The organism is Donghicola eburneus (genome assembly GCF_900115865.1).
Lineage (GTDB): Bacteria > Pseudomonadota > Alphaproteobacteria > Rhodobacterales > Rhodobacteraceae > Donghicola > Donghicola eburneus.
This window is the reverse complement of record NZ_FOXY01000003.1, coordinates 1-22,286: the sequence shown is the minus strand read 5'-3', so window position 1 is coordinate 22,286 and position 22,286 is coordinate 1. Positions and strand designations below refer to the sequence as shown.

The 22,286-nt window shown below is 59.6% G+C and carries 26 protein-coding genes; 10 read left to right on the top strand and 16 right to left on the bottom strand.

Going from position 1 to position 22,286, the window contains the following annotated elements:
* Positions 1-101: 101 nt before the first annotated feature.
* Both BM225_RS05425 and BM225_RS05420 read right to left on the bottom strand, forming a co-directional pair.
* Positions 102-1,547 (bottom strand): D-alanyl-D-alanine carboxypeptidase family protein, encoded by a 1,446-nt coding sequence (locus tag BM225_RS05425; RefSeq protein WP_072708526.1) that lies wholly within the window; start codon positions 1,545-1,547, stop codon positions 102-104.
* 209 nt (positions 1,548-1,756) lie between these two features.
* Entirely contained in the window at positions 1,757-2,458 is a 702-nt protein-coding gene (locus BM225_RS05420; RefSeq protein WP_177218573.1) for an HAD family hydrolase, read from the bottom strand.
* Positions 2,459-2,546: 88 nt separating this feature from the next.
* Between BM225_RS05420 and clpS the strand changes: the two genes are divergently transcribed.
* Genes clpS through BM225_RS05405 form a run of 3 tightly spaced genes read left to right on the top strand, consistent with a single transcriptional unit; the run spans position 2,547 to position 4,728 of the window.
* Positions 2,547-2,885, top strand: coding sequence for an ATP-dependent Clp protease adapter ClpS (gene clpS, locus BM225_RS05415; protein ID WP_072708530.1), 339 nt, complete (start codon positions 2,547-2,549; stop codon positions 2,883-2,885).
* Positions 2,886-2,904: 19 nt separating this feature from the next.
* Positions 2,905-3,888 carry a class I SAM-dependent methyltransferase gene (locus BM225_RS05410; RefSeq protein WP_072708532.1) on the top strand — a complete coding sequence of 328 codons (984 nt, stop codon included), beginning with the start codon at positions 2,905-2,907 and terminating at the stop codon, positions 3,886-3,888.
* 30 nt (positions 3,889-3,918) lie between these two features.
* The gene (locus BM225_RS05405) at positions 3,919-4,728 is read left to right on the top strand and encodes an SDR family NAD(P)-dependent oxidoreductase (RefSeq protein WP_072708534.1); all 810 of its coding nucleotides are present in this window, start codon (positions 3,919-3,921) and stop codon (positions 4,726-4,728) included.
* Positions 4,729-4,735: 7 nt separating this feature from the next.
* Here BM225_RS05405 and BM225_RS05400 read toward each other — a convergent pair whose 3' ends face one another.
* From BM225_RS05400 to BM225_RS05390, 3 genes are all read right to left on the bottom strand, one after another.
* Positions 4,736-5,104, bottom strand: a complete 369-nt coding sequence (locus BM225_RS05400; protein WP_072708536.1) for a hypothetical protein — start codon at positions 5,102-5,104, stop codon at positions 4,736-4,738.
* Between the two features lie 63 nt (positions 5,105-5,167).
* Positions 5,168-5,401: a DUF2798 domain-containing protein gene (locus tag BM225_RS05395; RefSeq protein WP_072708538.1), complete on the bottom strand. Its 234-nt coding sequence runs from the start codon at positions 5,399-5,401 to the stop codon at positions 5,168-5,170.
* A gap of 188 nt (positions 5,402-5,589) precedes the next feature.
* On the bottom strand, positions 5,590-6,216 hold the full coding sequence (locus BM225_RS05390; protein ID WP_245780426.1) for a DUF3047 domain-containing protein: 627 nt from the start codon (positions 6,214-6,216) through the stop codon (positions 5,590-5,592).
* 171 nt (positions 6,217-6,387) lie between these two features.
* Between BM225_RS05390 and hemF the strand changes: the two genes are divergently transcribed.
* On the top strand, positions 6,388-7,281 hold the full coding sequence (gene hemF / locus BM225_RS05385; RefSeq protein ID WP_072708542.1) for an oxygen-dependent coproporphyrinogen oxidase: 894 nt from the start codon (positions 6,388-6,390) through the stop codon (positions 7,279-7,281).
* A gap of 78 nt (positions 7,282-7,359) precedes the next feature.
* Here hemF and nagA read toward each other — a convergent pair whose 3' ends face one another.
* The 3 genes from nagA to hemE are packed head-to-tail and all read right to left on the bottom strand — an operon-like array spanning position 7,360 to position 10,344.
* Complete coding sequence (gene nagA, locus BM225_RS05380; RefSeq protein ID WP_072708544.1) at positions 7,360-8,469, bottom strand: N-acetylglucosamine-6-phosphate deacetylase; 1,110 nt, start codon at positions 8,467-8,469, stop codon at positions 7,360-7,362.
* Entirely contained in the window at positions 8,466-9,305 is an 840-nt protein-coding gene (locus BM225_RS05375) for a glucosamine kinase nucleotide-binding domain-containing protein (RefSeq protein WP_083595752.1), read from the bottom strand. Before BM225_RS05375 ends, nagA begins: the two co-directional genes overlap by 4 nt.
* A 4-nt stretch (positions 9,306-9,309) precedes the next feature.
* Complete coding sequence (hemE, locus tag BM225_RS05370; protein ID WP_092463978.1) at positions 9,310-10,344, bottom strand: uroporphyrinogen decarboxylase; 1,035 nt, start codon at positions 10,342-10,344, stop codon at positions 9,310-9,312.
* A gap of 122 nt (positions 10,345-10,466) precedes the next feature.
* On the opposite strand from hemE, the gene hemC reads away from it, so the two are divergent.
* The gene (hemC, locus tag BM225_RS05365) at positions 10,467-11,426 is read left to right on the top strand and encodes a hydroxymethylbilane synthase (RefSeq protein ID WP_092463975.1); all 960 of its coding nucleotides are present in this window, start codon (positions 10,467-10,469) and stop codon (positions 11,424-11,426) included.
* Between the two features lie 16 nt (positions 11,427-11,442).
* Here the strand turns inward: hemC and BM225_RS05360 are convergent, their stop codons facing one another.
* The 3 genes from BM225_RS05360 to BM225_RS05350 are packed head-to-tail and all read right to left on the bottom strand — an operon-like array spanning position 11,443 to position 13,771.
* Complete coding sequence (locus tag BM225_RS05360) at positions 11,443-12,558, bottom strand: CaiB/BaiF CoA transferase family protein (protein WP_092463972.1); 1,116 nt, start codon at positions 12,556-12,558, stop codon at positions 11,443-11,445.
* Positions 12,555-13,250: a DsbA family protein gene (locus tag BM225_RS05355; RefSeq protein WP_092463969.1), complete on the bottom strand. Its 696-nt coding sequence runs from the start codon at positions 13,248-13,250 to the stop codon at positions 12,555-12,557. The genes BM225_RS05360 and BM225_RS05355 overlap by 4 nt, the downstream gene beginning before the upstream one ends.
* Positions 13,247-13,771 carry a DUF721 domain-containing protein gene (locus BM225_RS05350; RefSeq protein ID WP_092463966.1) on the bottom strand — a complete coding sequence of 175 codons (525 nt, stop codon included), beginning with the start codon at positions 13,769-13,771 and terminating at the stop codon, positions 13,247-13,249. Before BM225_RS05350 ends, BM225_RS05355 begins: the two co-directional genes overlap by 4 nt.
* An 82-nt stretch (positions 13,772-13,853) precedes the next feature.
* Here BM225_RS05350 and mutY point away from each other — a divergent pair, with 82 nt between their 5' ends.
* A complete protein-coding gene (gene mutY / locus BM225_RS05345) occupies positions 13,854-14,924 on the top strand; it encodes an A/G-specific adenine glycosylase (RefSeq protein WP_092463963.1) in 1,071 nt (356 codons plus the stop codon).
* Between the two features lie 56 nt (positions 14,925-14,980).
* Complete coding sequence (locus tag BM225_RS05340) at positions 14,981-16,114, top strand: alkane 1-monooxygenase (protein WP_092463960.1); 1,134 nt, start codon at positions 14,981-14,983, stop codon at positions 16,112-16,114.
* Here the strand turns inward: BM225_RS05340 and BM225_RS05335 are convergent.
* From BM225_RS05335 to BM225_RS05320, 4 genes are all read right to left on the bottom strand, one after another.
* Positions 16,111-16,440, bottom strand: coding sequence for a potassium channel family protein (locus tag BM225_RS05335; protein ID WP_072708560.1), 330 nt, complete (start codon positions 16,438-16,440; stop codon positions 16,111-16,113). The two genes, BM225_RS05340 and BM225_RS05335, sit on opposite strands and share 4 nt — an antisense overlap.
* A gap of 111 nt (positions 16,441-16,551) precedes the next feature.
* A complete protein-coding gene (locus tag BM225_RS05330; protein WP_072708562.1) occupies positions 16,552-17,667 on the bottom strand; it encodes a site-specific DNA-methyltransferase in 1,116 nt (371 codons plus the stop codon).
* 91 nt (positions 17,668-17,758) lie between these two features.
* Positions 17,759-18,400, bottom strand: a complete 642-nt coding sequence (locus tag BM225_RS05325) for a ribonuclease HII (protein ID WP_092463957.1) — start codon at positions 18,398-18,400, stop codon at positions 17,759-17,761.
* A gap of 94 nt (positions 18,401-18,494) precedes the next feature.
* Positions 18,495-19,064 carry a hypothetical protein gene (locus tag BM225_RS05320; RefSeq protein WP_092463954.1) on the bottom strand — a complete coding sequence of 190 codons (570 nt, stop codon included), beginning with the start codon at positions 19,062-19,064 and terminating at the stop codon, positions 18,495-18,497.
* A gap of 115 nt (positions 19,065-19,179) precedes the next feature.
* Between BM225_RS05320 and BM225_RS05315 the strand changes: the two genes are divergently transcribed.
* Positions 19,180-19,500, top strand: coding sequence for a hypothetical protein (locus BM225_RS05315; RefSeq protein WP_420809848.1), 321 nt, complete (start codon positions 19,180-19,182; stop codon positions 19,498-19,500).
* Entirely contained in the window at positions 19,478-20,164 is a 687-nt protein-coding gene (locus BM225_RS05310) for a winged helix-turn-helix domain-containing protein (protein WP_245780425.1), read from the top strand. The genes BM225_RS05315 and BM225_RS05310 overlap by 23 nt, the downstream gene beginning before the upstream one ends.
* 45 nt (positions 20,165-20,209) lie before the next feature.
* Here the strand turns inward: BM225_RS05310 and BM225_RS05305 are convergent, their stop codons facing one another.
* Complete coding sequence (locus tag BM225_RS05305) at positions 20,210-21,430, bottom strand: acyl-CoA dehydrogenase (protein ID WP_092463951.1); 1,221 nt, start codon at positions 21,428-21,430, stop codon at positions 20,210-20,212.
* Between the two features lie 265 nt (positions 21,431-21,695).
* Between BM225_RS05305 and BM225_RS05300 the strand changes: the two genes are divergently transcribed.
* A complete protein-coding gene (locus BM225_RS05300) occupies positions 21,696-22,226 on the top strand; it encodes a hypothetical protein (RefSeq protein ID WP_092463948.1) in 531 nt (176 codons plus the stop codon).
* Positions 22,227-22,286 lie beyond the last annotated feature (60 nt).

The following is a 22,286-nucleotide window of genomic DNA, read 5'->3' as shown; positions in this document are numbered from 1 at the left end:
TCAAACAGCTTAACTCAATAAAACAATATGCTGCGATGGCAGCACTTTATACACGTATTGTGTCCAGTGTTTGCCCAATACCCCGAAAAAGGAAAGGGCCCTTACGAGGGCCCCACCATGAAACAGTTCATATTGCGCGCTTGCAGGCGTCTGCAGGCCAAATCTGCCGTGTCTCGCGTCAGCCCCATAAAGTTGGCGTCGTATCCGGTGGACCGGACCGCCACTTGGCGCTCTGCCCCTTGTAGGGTCTCGATCTCCTTGAGCGCGGTGGTCACCAGCGCCCGCTCAGCCAGATGTCGGTTTCCAAACCGTCCCACATTGATACCCCACAGCTTGTCGTCGCTCAGGTTGCGCGACACAACACGTGGTTCTTTGGGTTTGACCGGCGCGACCGCCGCCAGACTCGCCGCGACCGCAGGACTGGTGTCCACCGCCTCGAGCAGTGGACGAGCCCGCGGGGTCAGCGGGCTCATATCGATGGTCGGCTCTTCGGTGTCCCCTTCGGCCAACGGCCCTTCTTGGGCGGCGAGGGCGAGCGCCGTCGCGATATCGTTGTTCAGACCCGCCAACTGGATCGGGTCCTGAGGCAGGGGCCGCAGCACGGGCCGCAAACTCTTGGTCATGCTGGTGCTGGCGTAGTTCTGACCGCCGCTGATGCCCGCATTCCCTTGGTATGGCGGACGCGAGGTCCGGCGCACAGCCACGCGGCTCGGTGCCTTTTTGAAGCCCAGATCCATCAGGGCGGCGACCTTCTTGTTACGGGCAGCGGTGGATGTTCCGCCAAATACCGTAACAATGATCCGTTCTTTACCGCGCAAAGCGGACGCTGTCAGGTTGAAACCCGCCGCCGAAGTGTAGCCGGTCTTGATCCCGTCCGCGCCCGCATAGTCCCGCAGGAACCGGCGGTTGGTGTGATACAGGGTCCGCCCCCCCACATCCACGGTGGTCCGTTTGAACAGCGAATAGTAGGCGGGGTAATCATACAGCAAGTGACGGCCCAGAATGCTCATGTCGCGCGCGGTGCTCAGGTGGCCCTTGGCCGTCAAACCGTGTGCGTTCTGGAAGGTGGTGCGCGTCATGCCCAGCGCTTTGGCCGTGCGGTTCATCCGCGCCGCAAAGGCCTTTTCCGATCCCGAAATCGCCTCGCCAATCGCGGTGGCGGCGTCGTTCGCCGACTTCACCGCTGCGGCGCGGATCAGGTAACGTAGGCGGATCTTCTGTCCCGCGCGCATCCCAAGTTTCGAGGGGGGTTCCTTCGCAGCGTTGGCCGAGATGGTGACCAGATCGTCTACGCCGATCTCGCCATGCTCAATCGCCTCAAAGGCAATGTACAGCGTCATCATCTTGGTCAGCGATGCGGGGTGCAATCGCGCGTCAGCGTTGTCGGTATGCAGGACTTCACCTGTTCGCGCATCCATCACAAGCGCCGCATAGGGCGCCGCAACTGCTGTAAGGGGAAGGACTACCAACAACCATATAAGTGCAACAAGCACGAGCCCAAACCGGGCCCACTGCACTGACGGGGGTGCCTTAACTGCTCTAGCCATGTTCTGCCTCAAACCGCCGAATTTTTTCGATCAGTCATTTTTGTTTTATTGGGAAAAAGCTAACACAGCGTAAGCGTGTAATAAAGTCAGACTCTCGAAACGTGATCGTAGAATTGATCGTATCTGGGCACACTTTCGCCCACTACATCTAGTTCCTGTGGATAAGTTTTGACCCTTTCGGAGAGTCCCGATCCGAGAATCCTTGGGAATCAGGTCAGGGATTCCAGCAAATCCGGTAGTGCATGAAGCGATGATATTTCTCGGAATTTTGCGGATTCTTTGGGCGCCTCGGCATGTTCCAGCGCCCAAGTGATCTCGCTCGGGACATAAACGCCCCACGCACCGGCCTCGATTGCGGGAATCACGTCCGATTTCATCGAGTTCCCGATCATCATCGCGCCGTTCGATCCGTTAGACCATTTAACGAATATCTGCTCATAAATCGCCGCCGTTTTGTCACTGACAATTTCGACACCATCGAACATCTCGCCCAGCCCCGACTGCGCCAGCTTGCGCTCTTGGTCCAAAAGGTCGCCCTTGGTGATCACGATCAGCTTGTAGCGGCCCGCCATCTGCTCGACCACCTCGCCCGCGCCGGGCATCAACTCGATCGGATAGCTCAGCAATTCCTGCCCGCTGGCGATCAATTCCTTGATGACGCTGGCCGGAACACGCTCGTCCGTGACCTCGATCGCGGTCTCGATCATCGACAGGACGAACCCTTTGACCCCGAACCCGTAGTGACCCACGTTTTTCTTTTCCGCAGCCAGCAGCCGTTCGGCCAAATGGTCAGGGTCGGCATAGTCCTTTAGCAGGTCTGCAAAGCGTTCCTCGCTCATGCGGAAGTGCCGTTCATTGTGCCAAAGGGTATCATCGGCATCAAATGCCAGCGTTGTAACCGTATGTGCCATGCGCAAATCGACCTTAAGGGGCTTTAATCTCTATCTATAACAGCTATATAAGGCGGTCAGAGGCCACGGAAGGGATGAATTCATCTCCATGACCCAGTTCCCTTGGACGATGTCAGACGAAAACGAAAACGAAGGCGACGGTTCTGTTGTTCTTCAAACCCGTCGCAAGACGCAGAGACCACCGATGTACAAGGTGCTGCTGCTGAATGACGACTACACGCCGATGGAGTTCGTGGTTCACGTGCTCGAGCGGTTCTTTGGCTTGAACCACTCACAGGCCTTCGAAATTATGCTTACCGTGCACAAAAAGGGTGTCGCCGTTGTCGGCGTCTTCAGCCACGAGGTGGCCGAAACCAAGGTGGCGCAGGTGATGGACTTTGCCCGCCGCCACGAACACCCTCTCCAGTGCACTATGGAAAAGGAGTAGGGCCGCGGCCCTGCCAATCATGGAAAACATCCGACTCTCTCTTGCGCTCGAGGCAGGTCTGACCCTGCCCGAGGATGGCGCTATTGCTGTCTTCCGTCCGCGCGGCGACACACCGCTTGATCCCCTGCCCCGCGACCGGGTCGAGGCGATCCAGAGCTTTGCCCCCGATCATGCCATGCTGACCGCGCGCGGCTACCGCGCCGTGACTGCGGAAACAGGTCCCTACGCGCTGTCCATCGTCTGCCTGCCCCGCGCCAAGGACGAGGCCCGCGACCTGATTGCCCGTGCCATGGCCGCCACATCCGGTGGCACCGTGGTGATCGACGGCGGCAAAACCGACGGCATCGAATCCGTGCTCAAGGATGTGCGCAAACGCGCTGATGTCCACGGCCCGATCTCCAAGGCCCATGGCAAGATTTTCTGGTGCGCCGCGTCCGATGCCTTTGCCGACTGGCGCAAAGCGCCGTCCAAAAACGCAGATGGTTACCTGACCGCGCCTGGCGTGTTCTCGGCGGACAAGGTGGACCGCGCCTCGCAACTCTTGGTGAACACCCTGCCCAAGAAACTGGGCCGCCGCGTGACCGACCTCGGTGCAGGTTGGGGCTACATCTCGGCCAACATTCTGGACCGCGAAGGGCTGGAAAGCCTGCATCTGGTCGAAGCCGAAGCCACCGCGCTGGACTGCGCCCGCGAAACGATCAAGGACGACCGCGTGCGGTTCCACTGGGCCGACGCGACCCGCTGGCACCACCCCGAAAACATGGACGCTGTTGTGATGAACCCGCCGTTCCACACCAGCCGCGATGCTGATCCGGCCATCGGTCAGGCGTTTATTCGGGCAGCCCACGGGATGCTGGCGCAGAACGGCAAACTATGGGTAGTCGCAAACCGCCATCTCCCCTATGAATCAACCTTGGGCGAGTTCTTTGCCGAGGTGTCAGAGATCGCCGGTGACAGGTCTTTCAAGGTGCTCGAGGCTGTGCGCCCGCGCCGCAGCCGCTGACGCAGCGGATTTACCAAGAGGTTTCGAGGTATGGGTTTTTCCATCCAAGGCAAGACGGCAATCGTCACAGGGTCGGCCAACGGCATCGGCTTGGCCATTGGCCGCCACTTTGCCAACAAGGGTGCGAACGTCATGTTCGCCGACATGGACGAAGCGCAGCTCAAGGCCGAAGTCGGCGACATGGCCAAGAAAGAGGACAACGTCCAATTCTTTGCCGGTGATCTGCGCGAACGTCTGACCCAAGCGAACCTGCTGTCGGCCACCATCGACGCATTTGATCGCGTCGACATCTTGGTAAACGCATCGCGTCAGGTTCTGACCTCGGACCCTCTGAACTCCGAAGATGACGCGGTCGAGCAGCTGCTCCAGCAGAACATGCTGACCAGTCTGCGCATGACCCAGATGGTCGCCAAGCGCATGATCAAGCAGGCCGAAAAAGAGGGCAACGACAGCAACTCTGCCGGTGCCATCGTCAACCTGTCCTCGATCCTCGCGACCCGCACGCACCCCGATCTTCTGGCGTTTTCGGTCAGCGCCGCCGCGCTCGACCAGATGACCCGCTCAATGGCGGTCGCGCTGGCCCCCAACCATATCCGCGTGAACGCCTTGGCCTTTGGAAGCGTCATGAGCTGCTCGCTCAAGGACACGCTCAAGGACAACCGCGACTTCCGCAACGACATCGAAAGCCACACACCCATGGGCCGCATCGCCAGCCCCACCGAAGTGGCAGAGGCTGTGCATTTCCTCGTGTCCGACGCGGCCAGCTTCATGACCGGTCAGATCGTCACCGTCGATGGCGGCCGGACCCTGCTGGATACCGTCGCCGCCCCCGCGCACTAATTCCCGATCACGCGGGCGGGCAGAACGCCTGCGCCTGCGCCGTCTGGCTGACCAGAGCATCCCTGCGCGACAGCAGTTGATCCAGCTTGCGCTGTTCGGTCGGGATATCTACGGCCACAGGCCGCTCGACCGTCCGCAGATTGCGTCCGTTGCACAGCCGGATCGACACATTCCCCCCAGTTCCCGCACAGAACTGCACGCGGCTGCGGCTTTCCAGCGTCTGATCCATGCGGAAGCCCCTGTTCACCACCACCCGCTGCTCGGCAATCAGCCCATCCAGAATCCGCAGATCCTCGGACGCATCAGACAAGCATTTCTCGCGGGGCGTGGCGCACGCGGCCAGCACCAGCAATAGCGGCAGAGTGTATCGGAACATCACGGGTCTCCTGTGGATTGCACCCCTTATACGCAGCCAGCGGCACAAGGGGCAAATCACAGATCAGACGATGACCTCGACGCGCAACACCCTGCGCGCTAGGGCAAAGCCGATCGGCCCCACCACCATGCTCGCGACAAAGGCAATCGGCCACGCGGTCAGAAAATTCGGCCCCCACTGGGCCAGCCACGCGGCGCTAAAGCCCATGTGGATCACGCTCATCACACCGGACATGAACAGCGCCATCATCCCAGAGATGAACAGTTGCGCGACAATAATGACTTTCTTGGGTTCCATCGGATCCTCTTTCATTCAAGAGGGGGCGCAGGCGCATCACGCAGGCATCCCCCCATAGGTTTGGGTTGGATGCCGCGGGTTCAGAGCATGCCCTGACTAAATCCTGCACCATGGCGCAAGGGACCGGGATAACCGAACCGGCCCAACATTTTTCGGCTCTTTGTATTTAGCTGCGGCGCAGCACCGCGTCAATTCGACGGGCCAATCAGCGCCAGATCCGACAGAGTCGCCCGCACATGGGTGTCCGTGTCATCGCTGTCCGCCGAAATCGCCAGCCCCACCAGCGCGCCCGCATCCCCGCCAAAGGCACGGGCATAATCCGACCGCAGATTTACCTCTTCCGTATAGCGGCCTGTGCCTGCAGGGCGTTTGATGAACATGGCACCTTGGTTGTTCATATAAGGCGAGGCGGCAATCAGCCCCGTGTCCCCATCACGACCGCCCCACGTGTACAGCAGCACACGCACAGACGATTGCTTTAAAATCCAGCGAATGCCGCGCTCTTCGGCCTCGGCCACCAGATCACTGGGCAAAAAGACAAAATAGAGTGACAGATTGCGGTCGTCGCCGCCCTTCTGAGTGAGATCAGTGGGGGGCACGGATTCCGTCACCTCCCACGTCCAGCGGGCCTGTATAGCGTCTCGATCATAGGACGGCACCCGCTGCCATAGCAGCGAAACGGTGCCGTCTGATGCGACATCAACCGCATGACCACGTTGCAAATATTCGTTGGAGGCGAACAGAGAAAAGCGCTGTTCCTTCCAGTCCCCATCAAAGGGAACAGAAGCGCCCGCGATTGTTGCGGCCAACGACAATGGAAATATCAAAAATGCATAAAAGAATCGGTTCATATTGCCAATATAAGTTGGGAATTTGCGCTGTCGCGGTCCTTTTTATCACAAATGCGTAACGCGCCGCATCGCGTCCCTCTGGTCAGTCTCCCGTCCACCTGCTAGCCATTTCCCAACGAACGAACGGAGGGGCCAATGACCGAAGAACTCGTCACCGAACGCGAACGTGCATCTGCATGGTTCAAAGAACTGCGCGACCAGATCGTCGCCGCGTTCGAAGGGCTCGAGGACAGTCATACGGGCCCTCTTTCGGACAGCATGCCCGCAGGCCGGTTCGAAGTGACCCGGACCTCGCGCACCGCTGACGATGGTTCTGACGCCGGTGGCGGCCTGATGTCTGTCATGCGCGGGGGCCGCGTTTTTGAAAAGGTCGGCGTAAACATCTCGACCGTCTACGGCACCTTGGGCGAACGGGCGCAGATGGCCATGGCCGCGCGCAAGGGCATCCCCGGCATGAAAGAGGACCCGCGCTTCTGGGCCTCGGGCATTTCTCTGGTCGCGCATATGCAGAACCCGCACGCCCCTGCGGTTCACATGAACACCCGCATGTTCTGGACACCCCACGCGTGGTGGTTCGGGGGCGGGTCCGACCTGAACCCCTGCATCGAATACGCCGAGGACACCCAGCATTTCCACGACACGCAAAAGGCGCACCTCGACCCTCACGGGACCGACTGGTACCCCAAGCTCAAGGCATGGGCGGATGAATATTTCTACGTCCCCCACCGCAAGCGCGCGCGCGGCGTTGGCGGAATCTTTATGGATGACCAGTGCAGCGGTGATTGGGAATCGGATTTCACCCTGACCCAAGACATCGGCAAAGCCTTCCTGCCCGCCTACCTGCCGCTGGTGGAAAAGCGCCGCGACACCGAATGGACCGACGCGGACAAGGACACCCAGCTGGTGCACCGCGGGCTCTATGCGGAATACAATCTGGTCTACGATCGCGGGACGAAATTCGGCCTTGAAACCGGCCACGATGCGAACGCCGTTTTGATGAGCCTGCCGCCTCTGGCCAAGTGGGTCTAGTGGATCGCGTCATGCGCTGACGTATGTACGTCAGCCATACGTCAGCCATACGCGAACCAGACCCTGTTTTTGGTGGGGTCAGAGGACCCTTTGCCCGCCTCGCCAGACCGCCTGCACATTCAGATCGTCGTCCAGATGAACCAGATCGGCGGGGCTCCCAAGCTCGATCCGGCCCAAGTCATCGCGCCCGATCACATCCGCCGGAACGCGCGTCGCCATGGCCAGCGACTCTTCCAGTGGCACACCAGCGTTAACCATGTTTTTCACGGCCGTGCTCAGGTCCAGATCGGCCCCCGCCAGCGTTCCGTCCTCAAGGGTCAGGCGCCCGCCAGATCGCATAACCCGTCGATTATTCAGGGTAAATTCTGTCATCTCGGTGCCCGCAACCGCCATCGCGTCGCTCACCAGAAACAGCCGGTCCACCCCCGCTTTGGCCCGCCAAACCGTCGCCAGAAGCCCCTCGTGCACGTGCATGCCATCCGCAATCAGGCCCGCCGAAAGCCGCGGGTCCGTCAACGCCGCGCCGACACAGCCCGGCGCGCGATGTTTCAGCCCCGTCATGGCGTTAAACAGGTGGGTCACAACGCTCGCCCCTGCCTGCGACGCGGCCCGACAGCGGTCATAATCCGCCTCGGTGTGGCCCAGCGAAACGATCACGCCGCACTGCACCAAGCTATTGATATGGTTGTCAGAAACCAGTTCAGGCGCGACCGTGATTTTCAGGCATCCCAGCACCCGCGCCGCATGGCAATACAGCTTCACATCCACATCTGTCATAGGCCGCAGCAGTTCTGGGTCATGGGCCCCAGCACGGGTCAGGTGCGGCCCCTCCAGATGCAAACCGACCAAACCCTGCACGCCCTCTTGGCGCGCTTCGACCACCGCATTCACAGCGTCCTGAAACACCTCAAGCGGTGCCGTGATCAGGGTCGGCAAAATCGACGTAGCCCCCAATTTTGCATGGGCTTCGGACATCAGACGCAGGGTCTGGGCCGTCGGCGCTTCGTTCAGCATCGCGCCGCCGCCGCCGTTCACTTGGATGTCCACAAAGCCCGGACACAGGATGCCACCGCCCAGATCGTCCCCCTCGAGCGGGCCGGTCGCCAGAACGCGGCCCTCCTCTAGCGCGACGCCCATACCGTCGTGAAGTTTCACCCCATCAAAGACCCGCGCACCGGATAAGATCATGGCATTTCAGCAGCATAGGCAAAGGCCCCATCTAGGGCGCTGCCCTCCTGCTCCTTCAGGTTGGCCCGCATGTCCGCAGGCAAATAAGGTTTATACACGGGCCCCAAACTGCCCGTCAGGACCAAGGGCATCCCGTCTGTCCAGCCAATCCGCCGCAGCGTATCCGACAGATACGCCGCCCCACGATTCAGCAGGTCCATCGCTACCTTATCACCCGTTACCGAAGCGTTAACCACGAGCGGAGCAATTTGCCCAAACCACGTCGGATCAGCCAGAGCCGCGTCGCGCATAATCCGAGCGGGCCCGCCCTTCAAGAGCTCTGCGACAAGCGTGCTCTGCAGTCCGGCCCCTTCGAGCACCATCAATGCGGCGCGCAACGCCTCTCGCCCCAGCCAAGCACCGCTGGCCTCGTCCCCCAAAGCCAGCCCCCAGCCGCCTGCAAACTGCACGGCTCCATCTCTTAGGCAGGCCACATATGAGCCTGTGCCAATACCCGCCAAGGCCCCGACGCCAGACGACATAAACGCGCCGCGCACCGCGATCGCGCGGTCGTCCAAGACCTTGAGATGTGGAAATTTCAGGGCATTGAGGACCCGTGCTGCGTCTTCCTCGTCCAAGACGCCTGCAAGCCCCATGCAGATGCGCGCATCCTGCAATTCGCCCGCAGAAAGCCCTAGATTTCCAAGGCCCAAACGCAGGTTCGCCAGCGCGCCGTCAAAGTCACTAGAGACATTCGCGGGGCCGGCAGTCGCCTCGGAATAGTCCGCGCCACGCCGCATGGCATAGCGCGAACCTGTGCCGCCGCCGTCCACTGCAATCAGGATCGGCGCGGTCAAAGCTTTAGCCTTCGCGGACGGTGTCGATCATCAGCTGGACGTTGTCGGGGTTCGCATCCGGCGTAATCCCGTGGCCCAGATTGAAGATGTGCGGCCCGTTCTTGAAAGTCTGCACGATGTGGCGGGTTTCATCCACCAGCGCCTGACCACCGGTCACCATGTGCGAGGACGCCAGGTTGCCCTGAACGCAGCCATCGACCTGCACGTTCGCTGCCGCCCACTCGGGGCTAACCGAGTTGTCCAGCGCCACACAGTTCGCTCCAGTTTCTTTGGCAAAACCGATGTACTTGTCGCCCGCTTCACGCGGGAAGGCGATCACGGGCACACCGGGGTGGCGATCCTTGATTTCGCTGATAATTTTCTTGGCGGGGGCCAAGGCGTATTTGTCGAACGCCTCGCCTTTCAGCGATCCGGCCCAGCTGTCGAAGAGCTTTACGCACTCGGCGCCCGCACGGATCTGCGCAGACAGGTATTCGATGGTCGAGTCGGTCAGACGGTCAATCAACGCCTCGAACAGAGGGGTGTTTTCCTGCATCAAAGCGTGCGCCGGACCTTGGTCCTTGGTGCCGCGGCCCGCGATCATGTAAGTCGCCACGGTCCAAGGCGCGCCGGCAAAGCCAATCAGCGCGACCTCTTTGGGCAGAGCAGAGGACAAGTTGCTGACGGTCTGGTAGATCGGGGCCAGATGGTCGTGGATGTCGTCCGCGCTTTTAAGCTTTGCGAAATCTTCTTCGGTTGTGATTGTGGACAGACGCGGACCTTCGCCGGTCACGAACCACAGATCGGCCCCCAGCGCATCGGGGATCAGCAAAATGTCGGCGAACAGGATCGCAGCGTCGAAACCGTAGCGGCGGATGGGCTGCAAGGTCACTTCGGTCGCCAGATCGCTGTTGTAGCACAGGGACAGGAAATCGCCTGCTTCGGCGCGGGTGGCGCGGTATTCGGGCAGATAGCGGCCTGCCTGACGCATCATCCAGATCGGCGGTGTGGGCAGGGTCTCGCCCGACAGGGCACGCAGCAGCGGTTTGGTTTCGGCCATGATGTCCTCTGTTCTCTTTGAACGGTTGGTCCCTTGTCTGCGACCCTGTGTCAAGGTCTTGGCGGTGTGGCGCAACGTATCGCGCTTGCGTTGGGCATCAAGGGCAAGCTATCGATTGCGCCATGACACAGATGCTTCCGACCCCCGATCAGCCGCTCAAAATCGGCACCCGAGGCAGCCCGCTCGCGCTGGCGCAAGCCGTAGAAACCCGCGCCCGTCTGATGGCCGCGTTCGATCTGCCCGAGGCAGCGTTCGAGATCGTGGTGATCAAGACGACCGGTGACAACCGCGCCATGATCGACGCGGACCGCCCGCTGAAAGAGATCGGCAACAAGGGTCTATTCACCAAAGAGATCGAAGAAGCGATGCTGTCCGGCGGCATCGACATCGCCGTCCACTCGACCAAGGACATGCCGGTGCTGCAGCCCGAGGGGCTGATTGTGGACTGCTTCCTGCCCCGCGAGGATCATCGCGACGCGTTCATTTCATCGAACGTGGACAGCATCGCTGACCTGCCCTCTGGCGCCGTTCTCGGGACATCCAGCCTGCGCCGCCGCGCGCAGCTCTTGAACAAGCGCCCTGATCTGACCGTCGTGGAATTCCGTGGCAACGTGCAGACCCGCCTGAAAAAGCTGGCGGATGGCGTGGCAGATTGCACCTTCCTTGCGATGGCGGGCCTGAACCGTCTGGGGATGGACAGCGTCGCAACCTCGCCTATCTCCGAAGAGGACATGCTGCCCGCAATCGCCCAAGGCACCATCTGCATCGAGCGCCGTTCGAGCGACGACATGGCGGGCCAGATGCTGGCCGCGATCCACCATGCGGACACTGCGATCATGATGGCGGCAGAACGAACCTTGTTGGCGGGTCTGGATGGATCGTGCGAGACTCCGATTGCGGGTCTGGCCGAACTGAAGGACGGCATGGTCCGTCTGCGCGCCGAAATCCTGCGCCCCGATGGATCGGAAAGCCTGACCGACGAGGCGAGCGCGCCTTATGCCGACGCTGCCCAGATGGGCGCTGACATGGCTGCGCGCCTGCTAGAGCGCGCTGGCGAAGGCTTCTTTGACTTCAAAGGCTGAACGGATGGGACAGCCTCTATTGGCTGTCCTCACCCAGTTTCGGGGCGGCTTTGTCCAGTGACAACTCTGCCTCGGAAAAGCGGATCGGCGTCCGCACACCGGGCACCCCATCCGGCGCGATCTGCATCTGACGCGCGATGATCTGCGGATCGGCAAAGACTTCGGACATATCATTGATCGGGCCAGCGGGAACGCCCTGCGCCTCGCACGCTGTCAGCAGATCAGCCTTGGTCCACCCTGCAATCACGGGGGTCAGTGCCTGATCCAAAGCGGCCTGATTGGCGACCCGCGCAGGATTGGTCGCGTAGTCCGGAGCGGCTGCCAAAGCAGGCATACCCAGCAATTCGCAGAAACGCGCAAACTGCCCGTCATTCCCGACAGCGATGATCAGGTGCCCATCGCTACACGCAAAAACCTGATAGGGCGCAAGATTCGGATGGGCATTCCCCAGCCGCTGGGGCGCATCCCCCGTGGCCAGATAGTTCATCGCCTGATTGGCCATCACCCCGACCGCCACGTCGTAGAGCGCCAGATCGACCTGTTGCCCCCTGCCCGTCCGATCGCGCTGATACAGCGCCGCCAGAATCGCGTTGCTGGCATAGAGGCCCGTAAAAATATCGGTGACTGCGACACCCACCTTCATGGGCTGCCCTGCGGGCGATCCGGTCACGGACATCAGGCCGGACATACCTTGGATGATGTAGTCATAGCCTGCCCGAGCGGCGTAGGGTCCGTCCTGCCCGAAACCCGTGATCGAGCAATAGACCAAGCGCGGGTTCACCTCGCGGAGGCTCTCGTAGTCCAAGCCGTACTTCTTCAGCCCATCAACCTTGAAGTTCTCGATCAGGACATCCGCTTCGGCGACCAGTTTGCGCACAGCCTCTTGGCCTTCGGGAGTTCGAAAATCGGCGATGACCGAGCGCTTTCCACGGTTACAGCAGTGGAAATAGGCAGCACTCCGGTCGCCCTTTCGCTCGATAAAGGGCGGGCCCCAGCGGCGGGTGTCGTCGCCCTCGGGGCTTTCGACCTTGGTGACCTCGGCCCCCAAATCGGACAGCAGTTGACCGGCCCAAGGGCCGGCCAGAATACGCGCCAGTTCGACGACTTTTACACCTGCAAGAGGCGCGGTCATTCGGCCTCGGCGAGCGCCTCGTCGAGGGCAGCAGAGAAGTCAGCGTAGTTCATGTTCTGCTTCTTTTCGCCATTGATAAAGAAGCTTGGCGTGCCGGTGATGTTATCCTTGGCGTCGTTGGCTTGATACCAGTCAACCAGCGCCTGCGCTTTGTCCGCGTCGCTCAGGCAGGCATCCAGCTGCGCATCGTCCAGACCTGCAATCTTGGCATAGCGGCGCAGATGGCCAACCATGTCTGCCGCAGATTCGGCACGCGCCCATTCGCTCTGATTTTCAAAGATCAGGTCAGAGATACCAAAGTAACGCAGCGGACCGCCGCAACGCGCCACCATCGAGGCCCACAGACCGGGGCGGTCGAAATACGCCTCGCGGAAGACGAACTTCACCTTGCCAGTATCGATGTAGTTTTTCTTGATCTCCTTCAGCGGACCATCATGAAAGTTTTTGCAGTGCGGGCAGGTGAACGACGCGTATTCCACGACAGTCACAGGTGCGTCCTCTGCCCCCATGACCATCTCGGTCACGGTCGCTTCGGCGGGGGCCTCGTCTGTGGCAGCGTCCGCAGTGGCGTCTTGCGCATAGGCTGCGGCGGGCAGCAGCGACGAAGAGGTTTCAGGCGTGCTGGTCAGCCAGAACGCGCCACCAAGGGCGGCGCCTGCGATCAGGACGGATGCGAACAACTTACGGGTCATTTAGGCCTCACGTTTTGGGTCTTGTTCTTCAGGTATACGTTCTGCGCCAGCCGTTCCAGCGCAGCGCGAAGGTCATTGTCCCCCACGTCAGCGGCCGTCTGTGCAGCAGCAGCGCGAATTTCAGGGGTGGGCTGGGGCTTCGATTTTTTCGGTGCGTGGCCGAACTGCGCCTGCCCTTCGGCAAAGCCGGTCGGCGCAGTTTGCGTGATGTAGACCCGCGCGATCGCATTGTAGCCGTAGCAGGAATTGACGCGGTTGCGGATCATATCCTTTTGCATTTCCAGCATCGGAGCGTTCGCGCCGGTGGTCAGCAGGGTCAACGTAGCTCCCATGCCTTGGCGTCCATAGCCGACCTTCACGGGGCGGGCGATAGCGGCGATATCCTCGCCCACGACCTCGGACCAATGGGTCAGCAGACGCGCCACGGCAAAGCCACGCTTTTCGCCGACTTGGCGAATCTGCGTCGTCAGCAGATTGCTGGTGCGGGCAAAGCCGCGCGTGGATGGCTTGCGTGGGGCCATAGGTCTTGCATCCTTCTGTCTGGCACTATTCTAGTGACACGCGCCCCGAGGGCCAGAGCCCTATTGGCACAAAGGATAAAGAATGCGTGACACTTCGGCGATCCCGGTTCCAAAATCTGAAACATTGCTGGACTGGTACGATGGCCACGCCCGCAAGATGCCTTGGCGTGTCGGCCCTGCCGAGCGCAAGGCCGGCGTGCGCCCCGATCCCTATCGCATCTGGATGTCAGAGGTCATGTTGCAGCAAACCACGGTGGCTGCGGTCAAAGACTACTTCCTCAAGTTCACCGGAAAATGGCCCACAGTCAGCGACTTGGCCGCAGCCGAGGACGCGGACGTCATGGCGAATTGGGCTGGTCTTGGATACTACGCCCGTGCCCGGAACTTGCTGAAATGCGCCCGCGCAGTGGCGGATGAACATGGCGGCGTGTTTCCACAGACCTATGCGGAGCTGCTGAAATTGCCGGGCATTGGTCCCTACACGGCGGCGGCTGTCGCCTCGATCGCGTTTGATGAGCCTGCGGTGGTGGTCGATGGCAACGTCGAACGCGTCATGTCCCGTATTTTTAACGTGCAAACGCCGCTGCCCGACGCCAAGCCTGAACTGACCGAATGGGCCGCGACCCTGACCCCAACCGACCGCCCCGGCGACTACGCTCAGGCTGTCATGGATCTGGGGGCGACCATTTGCACCCCGCGCAATCCGGCCTGCGGGCTGTGCCCTTGGCGCGACAACTGCCGCGCGCGGCTCGAAGGTACGCCCACCGACCTGCCTCGCAAGAAGCCCAAGAAAGCCAAGCCCAAACGTCGCGGCATTGCCTATATCGCGCGCCGTGTGGACGGCGCCTATTTGCTGGAAACGCGGCCCGAAAGCGGTCTGCTCGGCGGTATGCTGGGATGGCCTGGCTCTGACTGGGCCGAAACCGATCCCGTGCCTGCCCCTCCGATCCGCGCCGAGTGGAAGACCCTGAACGAAGAGGCAAAGCACACCTTTACCCACTTCCACCTAAGCCTGACGGTCCTGACCGCGCTGGTCCCAATGGAACGGCAGCCCGAGCGCGGCGAGTTCATTGAGGCAGACGCATTCGATCCTGCCTCTCTGCCCACGGTGATGCGCAAGGCATTTGCCCTGACAGATCGCGGCAAAACGTGAATTTGACGCGGTTGGCAAAGGGCTTAGGCTGCGCGCAATGATCATTGGAGCCTGACATGATTCCCGCTGTACAAGTGTCCCGTTTTTCGCGCGCCCTGCCGTTCTGGCTACCGGTCCTGCTGTTGCCATTGGCGTGGTTCTGCGCGGTCACAGGAGGATTGGCGATTCTGCTGATGCCGATCGTGACGTGGTACATGTTCAGCGTGTTGGACGCCGTTGGCGGCTTGGAAACCGAGAACGCCGACCCCGAAACGCCCGAATCGGATTTGTTCTGGTACCGCGCGATCACCGTCATGTGGCCACCTCTGCAATTCGCGACTTTGTTCGGGATGATCTTATACGTGACCCGCGCCGAACACCTGAACACGCTGGAGAGCATCCTGATGTTTTTTGGCGTCGGGGTGATCACGGGTACCATCGGCATCACCTATTCCCACGAGTTGATGCATCAGAAAAACGCCAAGGAACGGTGGCTCGGGGATATCCTATTGGCGATGGTGATGTACTCGCATTTCCGCAGCGAACACCTGCGCGTCCACCACATCTATGTCGGAACGCCCAAAGATCCGGTGACCGCCCGCTATAACGAAGGCTTCCACCGGTTCTTCCCCCGCGTGCTGCGCGAATCTCTGGTGTCCTCGTTCAAAGCAGAAAAGGCGATGCTGGCCCGCCGTGGCCTGCCATGGACCCACAAATCCAACCCCTTCTGGCGGTATTGGGCGCTGCAAGCGGCGATGCTGCTGCTGGCGTTTGGGGTCGGCGGATGGGCGGGGCTTGGCCTGTTCCTGTATCAGGCCTTCATCGCGATCTGGCAGCTAGAAATCGTGAACTATGTCGAACATTATGGCCTGACCCGCAAACATTTGGGGGAGGGCAAGTACGAGCACGTCAAACCGCACCACAGCTGGAATGCCTCGCACAAGGGGACCAACTGGCTGCTGATCAACCTACAACGCCATTCGGACCACCATTATAAGCCCGACCGGCGCTTCCCCCTGCTGCAAAACTATTCCGAGGATGAGGCCCCGCAACTGCCCCACGGTTATCCGCTTATGACGATGGGTGCGATGATCCCCAGTTACTGGCGGCGGGTGATGAACCCCAAAGTGCGGGAATGGCGGGCCAAGTATTACCCCGAGATCGAGGACTGGAAGCCCTATAACAAAGGGCAGAATCCCCTGCCCCGTTAACGGTGCTCGCGGATATATTTAATGACGTCTTCGGCGAACGCGCCAACGGCGAGGAAAAAGAACCCCGCGCCGATAAAGATGTAGCCGGATGTGAATAGCTTGCCCGCAGGCGTGATGGGCACCAGATCACCGTAACCAACGGTCGAGATCGTGATGACCGAGAAGTAGAGAGCTTGGACGAATCCCCAGCCTTCGATGTGCATGTAGATGACAGAGGCAATCGACACCAAAAGCAGGTTCACTGAAAACAGAGCCAGAACCAATTGGTGCGTAAACGCTTCGTAGATGGCCCGAAGCAGGCGGATGTAGGCCGTCAGTAGCTGCATCATCGCCTCGAAAAAGCGCCCCGCCGCGAATGGGATTACCAGCGGGGCGAAGTTGAGACCGCGTATGACAAAGAAACGCGGTCGCAGGCAACTGGAGTTGCTTGTTAGGGTTTAGTTGGTCCGGCCTTCCATTTCGGCGCGGATTTGCTGGCGCAGCACGTCGATCGGAATGATTTGGCCATCACGCTTGAAGTGCCAGTAGGTCCAGCCGTTGCAGCTGGGGGCACCTTCGTAATGTGCGCCGACCTGATGGATCGATCCCTTGAAGTCCTTGCCGACCAGAGTGCCATCCGCACGGACAATCGCCTTGTAGCGGTTGCCGGTGGAGTAAAGCTCATCGCCGGGCTGGAGCATGCCACGCTCGACCAACTGGCCAAAGGGGACACGGGGGGCTGCACGCTTCGACGTCGACACCTCGAGGGCAGTCTTGTCGTAGGGTTTGACTTGGGCAATGCGCTCTTCGGCGATGGCGCGATAGCTTTCTTCGCGCTCAATCCCGATGAAGTCGCGGCCCAGCATCTTGGCCACAGCGCCGGTGGTGCCTGTGCCAAAGAAGGGGTCCAGAACCACGTCGCCCGGGTTCGTGCTGCCAACGATGACACGGTGCAGCAGGCTCTGGGGCTTCTGGGTCGGGTGGGCTTTGTTGCCCTCCTCGTCTTTCAGGCGTTCGTGGCCGGTGCAAATGGGCAGGACCCAGTCGCTGCGCATCTGGACACCTTCGTTCAGGGCTTTCAGAGCCTCATAGTTAAAGGTGTACTTCGCGCCTTCTGACTTGGACGCCCAAATCATGGTTTCGTGAGCGTTGGTCAGACGCTTGCCGCGGAAGTTGGGCATGGGGTTGGACTTGCGCCAAACCACGTCGTTCAGGATCCAGTAACCAGTGTTCTGGAGCGCCGCACCAACGCGGAAAATGTTGTGATAGCTGCCAATGACCCAGATGGCGCCATTCGGCTTCAGCAGACGGCGGGCCGCAGCCAGCCAACCACGGGTGAATTCGTCATAAGCCGCAAAGCTGTCGAATTGATCCCAGTGATCATCCACAGCGTCGACCTTGGAATTATCCGGACGGTTCAACTCGCCGCGCAATTGCAAATTGTACGGGGGATCCGCAAAGATCAGGTCAACGCTGTTTTCAGGAAGCGAGTTCATCAACTCGATGCAGTCACCGCCCAAAATAGCGTTCCTTGGGAGCGCGCACTGCGCGTCCTGCTTGGAATTCTTTGTCATTTTTTGTCTGCCTCTAACACCGGCGCTTGGTGCGCTCTAGTTGTGGATAAAAATGTGGGAAACCCGGCAGAAGGTCAATTTCTTTTTTGAATCAGGAAGTTAAGTTTTTGCCTTGATACAAGATGTTGTGGATAGGTTTGAAGGTACGCCTATGGTGCTCTGTTGCGCCCAAAAGCGTAAGTGCATCCATGTGGGCCTTGGATCCGTAGCCTGCATTCTTCTCCCAGCCATAGCCCGGGAACTGCTCTGCAAGGTCGCGCATAATGCCGTCACGATGCTCTTTTGCGATAATAGAGGCCGCCGCGATGGACACCGACTTGCTGTCTCCTTTGACGATACATTCCGAGAAGCCGTTGAGTTCAGGAGGTATTTTATTGCCATCTATCAACAGGTGCGCAGGCCGAACGGGCAAAGCTTCGACCGCGCGGCGCATCGCAAGGAAGCTGGCCTGCAAGATGTTGATCTGATCGATCTCTTCGACCGAGGCGATTCCGATCCCGTACTGCGCCTTTTCCAGAATCACCTCGAGAATCGCGGCGCGGCGCTTCGCGGTCAGCTTTTTAGAATCGTTCAGGCCCTCGGGAATGTCGTCGGGGTTCAGAATCACAGCAGCGGCAACCACGGGTCCGGCCAAGGGGCCACGGCCCACTTCGTCCACACCCGCCACTGGGGATAAACCGCGCGCCATCGCGGCGCGCTCGAAAGAATCGTCGGGGGAAGTTTTTTCTGTCATGGCTGCATGTGGCCCCTGCCCCGCGAATCCCGCAACCACAAAAAAGGCGGACCCGAAGGTCCGCCAGTTGCGGTATCACGTGGCTAGAGGGGACTTAGCGACGCGACAGCGCGACCCCACGATTACCAAGGCAACGGGGATCGTATCCCTGAACATCTCGGCGCTGTTCGGTGCGAATCTGGCGCAGACACTCATTCGGCAATTTGCGGATGCGGATCTTTTCAGAGACGAGGCAGCCCATCTCGTACATCGCAACATCACGGCCCTGACGGGTGTCGTATGTCCGCAAGCAGCGGCGCGGCATCACCTGAGTGGAAGTCGGCGCGGGCTTCGTCACAGGAGGCTGGATGTGATTCCAATGGTTCGACGACCCGTGGCCGTAACTCGGGCGGTTAGTGCCATAGTACGGATTATGAGTCGGCACATAGGTGTGGCGATCACGCTCGTCTTTGTACCGGTCCTTGTAGTGTTCAGCGCGCTGCTCCGCTTCGTTTGCGCGGTTGGCGTTGTTTACCGCAAGCGCGATCCCCGCCAGCGCCGCGATTCCCGCCAAAGCACGCAGCGCGTCGTTGTTTTCAGCCGCATGGACGGGCTGCGCGGCACCGCCCACAAACAAGGCGGTCGCGAGGGTCAAAGTCGTCAGGGTTTTGCTGATCTTTTTCATTTTCGGGTCTCCATGTGGGCCAGCGGGTGTATCTAATGCAGCCACCGTCGCCAGAAACCTGAAAGTCGAGCAATATCATAGGATTGCTATGAGATAACCAGCCAAAGACCCACGAATGTTATTGCATATCACAGCGGGGATCGCGCATTTTTGGCGCATGAAACACATCATCTTTGCCCTAGGGCTAGTGGCATTGGCAGTCCCTGCTCAGGCGGCCTGCTACGCCGACTACAAAGCGAAAAAAGACGATCCGCTGCGTCTTGCCTACGGGGTCACGCAGGTCACTGGTGATTGCACCAAAAAGAGCGCGGCCAACGGTCTGCGCCCGAAATTGGCAGCAGATGGCTGGACCTTGCTGAATATCGTAGGCACCTTCGACGAATCTGGACTGGAACAACGCAAAGGCGCCGCGGGTGACTTCTTCCTTCGCTACTAAGGGAAACCGGATTGTCTGGATCGGGTTCGCGGTTGTGATCGCGATCCTCGGCGTGGCAGCCGCGTTCCTCATCCTGAGCCTGCCCGACGCGAACGCTTTTAACGCACAGGTCGAGCGGATTTTCATAGAGAATGACACCCTGACGGGCCGCGCCGACCTGAAACTATTGGAAATTCTGGCGCAGTCCGGCACCGCCTTTTCCGACACGCTAGCAAGCTATCGGATGGTGATCTTTGTGCTGTTGGTTTTTTCCTGCGCGATGCTGCTGTCCGCGCTGGTGTTCCTGCTGCTGCTGACGACACTGGGCCGCCGCATGGCCCAGATCGAGCGGTCGGGCATTCAGGTGCGATCGCTCGTGATCCAACGGAACGAGAACATGGTTTACCTGAACGACATGGGCTTCAAACTGACCCCCGCCGCGATTGAAACCCTGTCCGTTCTGGCCGAAGCGCGGATGGATGATGACATCCTATCCGGCTCTGAAATCGAAGGCATGATCAGCGGAAAGGCCTCGGCCGACTGCGAAGAGGCCGCAGGCGCCACCAGAATCAAACGCCTCCGCGACGCCTTGGGCAACCAGATGGTCAGCGAACTGCTCGTCAGGAGCATTGCGCGGCGCGGCTATATGCTGTCGGTGGCGAAGGACGCGATTGACGTTCGGTGAGTGTGAGAGGGTCGCATCCGAGGCTTGACACGACACAAAGTTCCCTCAGAAAAACGCCTGAAGCCCCGTTTGCGCGCGTCCCAGGATCAGCGCGTGTACGTCGTGGGTGCCTTCGTAGGTGTTCACCGTTTCGAGGTTGATCATGTGGCGGATCACTTGGAATTCGCCGCTGATCCCGTTGCCGCCATGCATGTCGCGGGCGTGACGGGCGATGTCCAAGGCTTTGCCGCAGTTGTTGCGTTTGATCAGGCTGATCATCTCGGGTGCGGCCTCGGCTGCGTCCATCAAGCGCCCGACTTGCAATGCCGCCTGCAGGCCCAAGGTGATCTCAGTCTGCATATCTGCCAGCTTCTTCTGAAACAGTTGGGTCTGCGCGATGGGACGGCTGAACTGCTTCCGGTCTAGACCGTACTGGCGCGCGGCATGCCAGCAGAACTCTGCCGACCCCATGACACCCCAAGCAATGCCGTAGCGCGCGCGGTTCAGACAACCGAACGGCCCTTTGAGTCCCTCTACGTTCGGCAGCAAGGCATCTTCGCCAACCTCGACCCCTTCCATCACGATCTCGCCGGTGACACTGGCGCGCAAAGAAAGCTTGCTCCCGATTTTCGGGGCAGACAAGCCAGCCATCCCCTTTTCCAGAACAAAGCCTTTGATCTTGCCCCCATGCGCATCGGATTTCGCCCACACCACAAAGACATCCGCGATCGGGCTGTTGGAAATCCACATCTTGGAACCGGTCAAACGGTAGCCGTTGTCTGTTTTTTCAGCACGGGTTTTCATCCCTGCAGGATCGCTGCCCGCATCGGGTTCGGTCAGGCCAAAGCATCCGATCAGTTCACCAGAGCACAGGCCTGGCAGATATTTCTGTCGCTGCGCCTCGGTGCCGTAGGCATAGATCGGGTAAATCACGAGTGACGACTGAACGCTCATCATACTGCGATAGCCCGAGTCCACGCGCTCTACTTCACGCGCAATCAGACCGTAGGACACGTAGGAGGCACCAAGCCCGCCATATTCCTCGGGCACAGTTGCACCCAACAGGCCCGCATCCCCCATTTCCTTGAAGATTTCTGGCTCGACGCGCTCTTCCTCAAACGCTGCAACGACACGTGGCTGAAGCTTATCTTGAGCGAACGCATGGGCGCCATCCCGCAGCATGCGCTCCTCTTCGGACAACTGTGCAGACAAGAGCAAAGGATCAGCCCAGTCAAAGGAGCCCAGATCGGGGCGGTCTTTTTGCTTTAGCTTTGGGGTCTCGAGCATGGTCTGTCCTCCGGCAGAATTGAACGAACGTTCGTATTGGGAACATAGGCGAAACGCGCTGTCCAGAGGTCAAGGAGTCACAAAGTTCTCTGACCGTATCTCCGTCTGATAGACAAAGTTTTGAGCTAAGCATAATGTCGCGACGATTTTGTTTCCAAGATGTACGTGCGCTTACCAACAGGTCAATTCCACGACCTGCCGTTGCAGGCCTTAATGCAATCGTGATCGGTAACCCTTCGCGTCGCCCTCAGAGGAGAGGTCCTTGATGATTAAAGAACTTATTGTACACCTTGGTGATACCAAAACAGGGTCCACCTCGATCCAGAAGGTTTTGAAACAGAAGACTTACAAGACTGCAGGCGAAGAGCTTTGCTACCCTACTCAGAACCATCATAATGCATTAGTCAGGACACTGACCAGGAAGCGTCACCTCCCTCAACGAGAAGTTCGTTTTGGAAGTGTCTATAATCGGTTCAGTAAAAGCAACGCTGCCCTTGGTATTGTTTCAGCTGAACACTTTCAATTTGCCGATCCCATACTCTTCGAAAAAACGGCGCGTCAGTACTGGCCTGATCTATGCGAAAACATGCGACTCATTGCGTATATTCGCCCGCATCACGAAAAACTGCTCTCTTCATACTCGGAGCGTGTCAAATTGGGCATCGTCTCGGGCAGCTTTGACAATTTTGTAGAAGAAGTTTTCGAGAGCAAACTACTTGACTATATGCCTCGCTTAAAAGCTTGGCGCGATGTCTTTGGTGGTACGCCTTCGGCGAGGGCCGTCTTAGCGCATTGAGGAATTAGGCTTAAGGCATGGCTTATGTCATGTTTAAGCAACTTCCCCACCGTCGAGGTT

Excerpts from the sequence above, each read along its gene's own strand:
- BM225_RS05425 (WP_072708526.1), bottom strand. The coding sequence starts at position 1,547 with ATGGCTAGAGCAGTTAAGGCACCCCCGTCAGTGCAGTGGGCCCGGTTT.
- BM225_RS05420 (WP_177218573.1), bottom strand. The coding sequence starts at position 2,458 with ATGGCACATACGGTTACAACGCTGGCATTTGATGCCGATGATACCCTT.
- clpS (WP_072708530.1), top strand. The coding sequence starts at position 2,547 with ATGACCCAGTTCCCTTGGACGATGTCAGACGAAAACGAAAACGAAGGC.
- BM225_RS05410 (WP_072708532.1), top strand. The coding sequence starts at position 2,905 with ATGGAAAACATCCGACTCTCTCTTGCGCTCGAGGCAGGTCTGACCCTG.
- BM225_RS05405 (WP_072708534.1), top strand. The coding sequence starts at position 3,919 with ATGGGTTTTTCCATCCAAGGCAAGACGGCAATCGTCACAGGGTCGGCC.
- BM225_RS05400 (WP_072708536.1), bottom strand. The coding sequence starts at position 5,104 with ATGTTCCGATACACTCTGCCGCTATTGCTGGTGCTGGCCGCGTGCGCC.
- BM225_RS05395 (WP_072708538.1), bottom strand. The coding sequence starts at position 5,401 with ATGGAACCCAAGAAAGTCATTATTGTCGCGCAACTGTTCATCTCTGGG.
- hemF (WP_072708542.1), top strand. The coding sequence starts at position 6,388 with ATGACCGAAGAACTCGTCACCGAACGCGAACGTGCATCTGCATGGTTC.
- nagA (WP_072708544.1), bottom strand. The coding sequence starts at position 8,469 with ATGATCTTATCCGGTGCGCGGGTCTTTGATGGGGTGAAACTTCACGAC.
- hemE (WP_092463978.1), bottom strand. The coding sequence starts at position 10,344 with ATGGCCGAAACCAAACCGCTGCTGCGTGCCCTGTCGGGCGAGACCCTG.
- hemC (WP_092463975.1), top strand. The coding sequence starts at position 10,467 with ATGACACAGATGCTTCCGACCCCCGATCAGCCGCTCAAAATCGGCACC.
- BM225_RS05360 (WP_092463972.1), bottom strand. The coding sequence starts at position 12,558 with ATGACCGCGCCTCTTGCAGGTGTAAAAGTCGTCGAACTGGCGCGTATT.
- BM225_RS05355 (WP_092463969.1), bottom strand. The coding sequence starts at position 13,250 with ATGACCCGTAAGTTGTTCGCATCCGTCCTGATCGCAGGCGCCGCCCTT.
- BM225_RS05350 (WP_092463966.1), bottom strand. The coding sequence starts at position 13,771 with ATGGCCCCACGCAAGCCATCCACGCGCGGCTTTGCCCGCACCAGCAAT.
- mutY (WP_092463963.1), top strand. The coding sequence starts at position 13,854 with ATGCGTGACACTTCGGCGATCCCGGTTCCAAAATCTGAAACATTGCTG.
- BM225_RS05340 (WP_092463960.1), top strand. The coding sequence starts at position 14,981 with ATGATTCCCGCTGTACAAGTGTCCCGTTTTTCGCGCGCCCTGCCGTTC.
- BM225_RS05335 (WP_072708560.1), bottom strand. The coding sequence starts at position 16,440 with ATGCAGCTACTGACGGCCTACATCCGCCTGCTTCGGGCCATCTACGAA.
- BM225_RS05330 (WP_072708562.1), bottom strand. The coding sequence starts at position 17,667 with ATGACAAAGAATTCCAAGCAGGACGCGCAGTGCGCGCTCCCAAGGAAC.
- BM225_RS05325 (WP_092463957.1), bottom strand. The coding sequence starts at position 18,400 with ATGACAGAAAAAACTTCCCCCGACGATTCTTTCGAGCGCGCCGCGATG.
- BM225_RS05320 (WP_092463954.1), bottom strand. The coding sequence starts at position 19,064 with ATGAAAAAGATCAGCAAAACCCTGACGACTTTGACCCTCGCGACCGCC.
- BM225_RS05315 (WP_420809848.1), top strand. The coding sequence starts at position 19,180 with ATGTTATTGCATATCACAGCGGGGATCGCGCATTTTTGGCGCATGAAA.
- BM225_RS05305 (WP_092463951.1), bottom strand. The coding sequence starts at position 21,430 with ATGCTCGAGACCCCAAAGCTAAAGCAAAAAGACCGCCCCGATCTGGGC.
- BM225_RS05300 (WP_092463948.1), top strand. The coding sequence starts at position 21,696 with ATGATTAAAGAACTTATTGTACACCTTGGTGATACCAAAACAGGGTCC.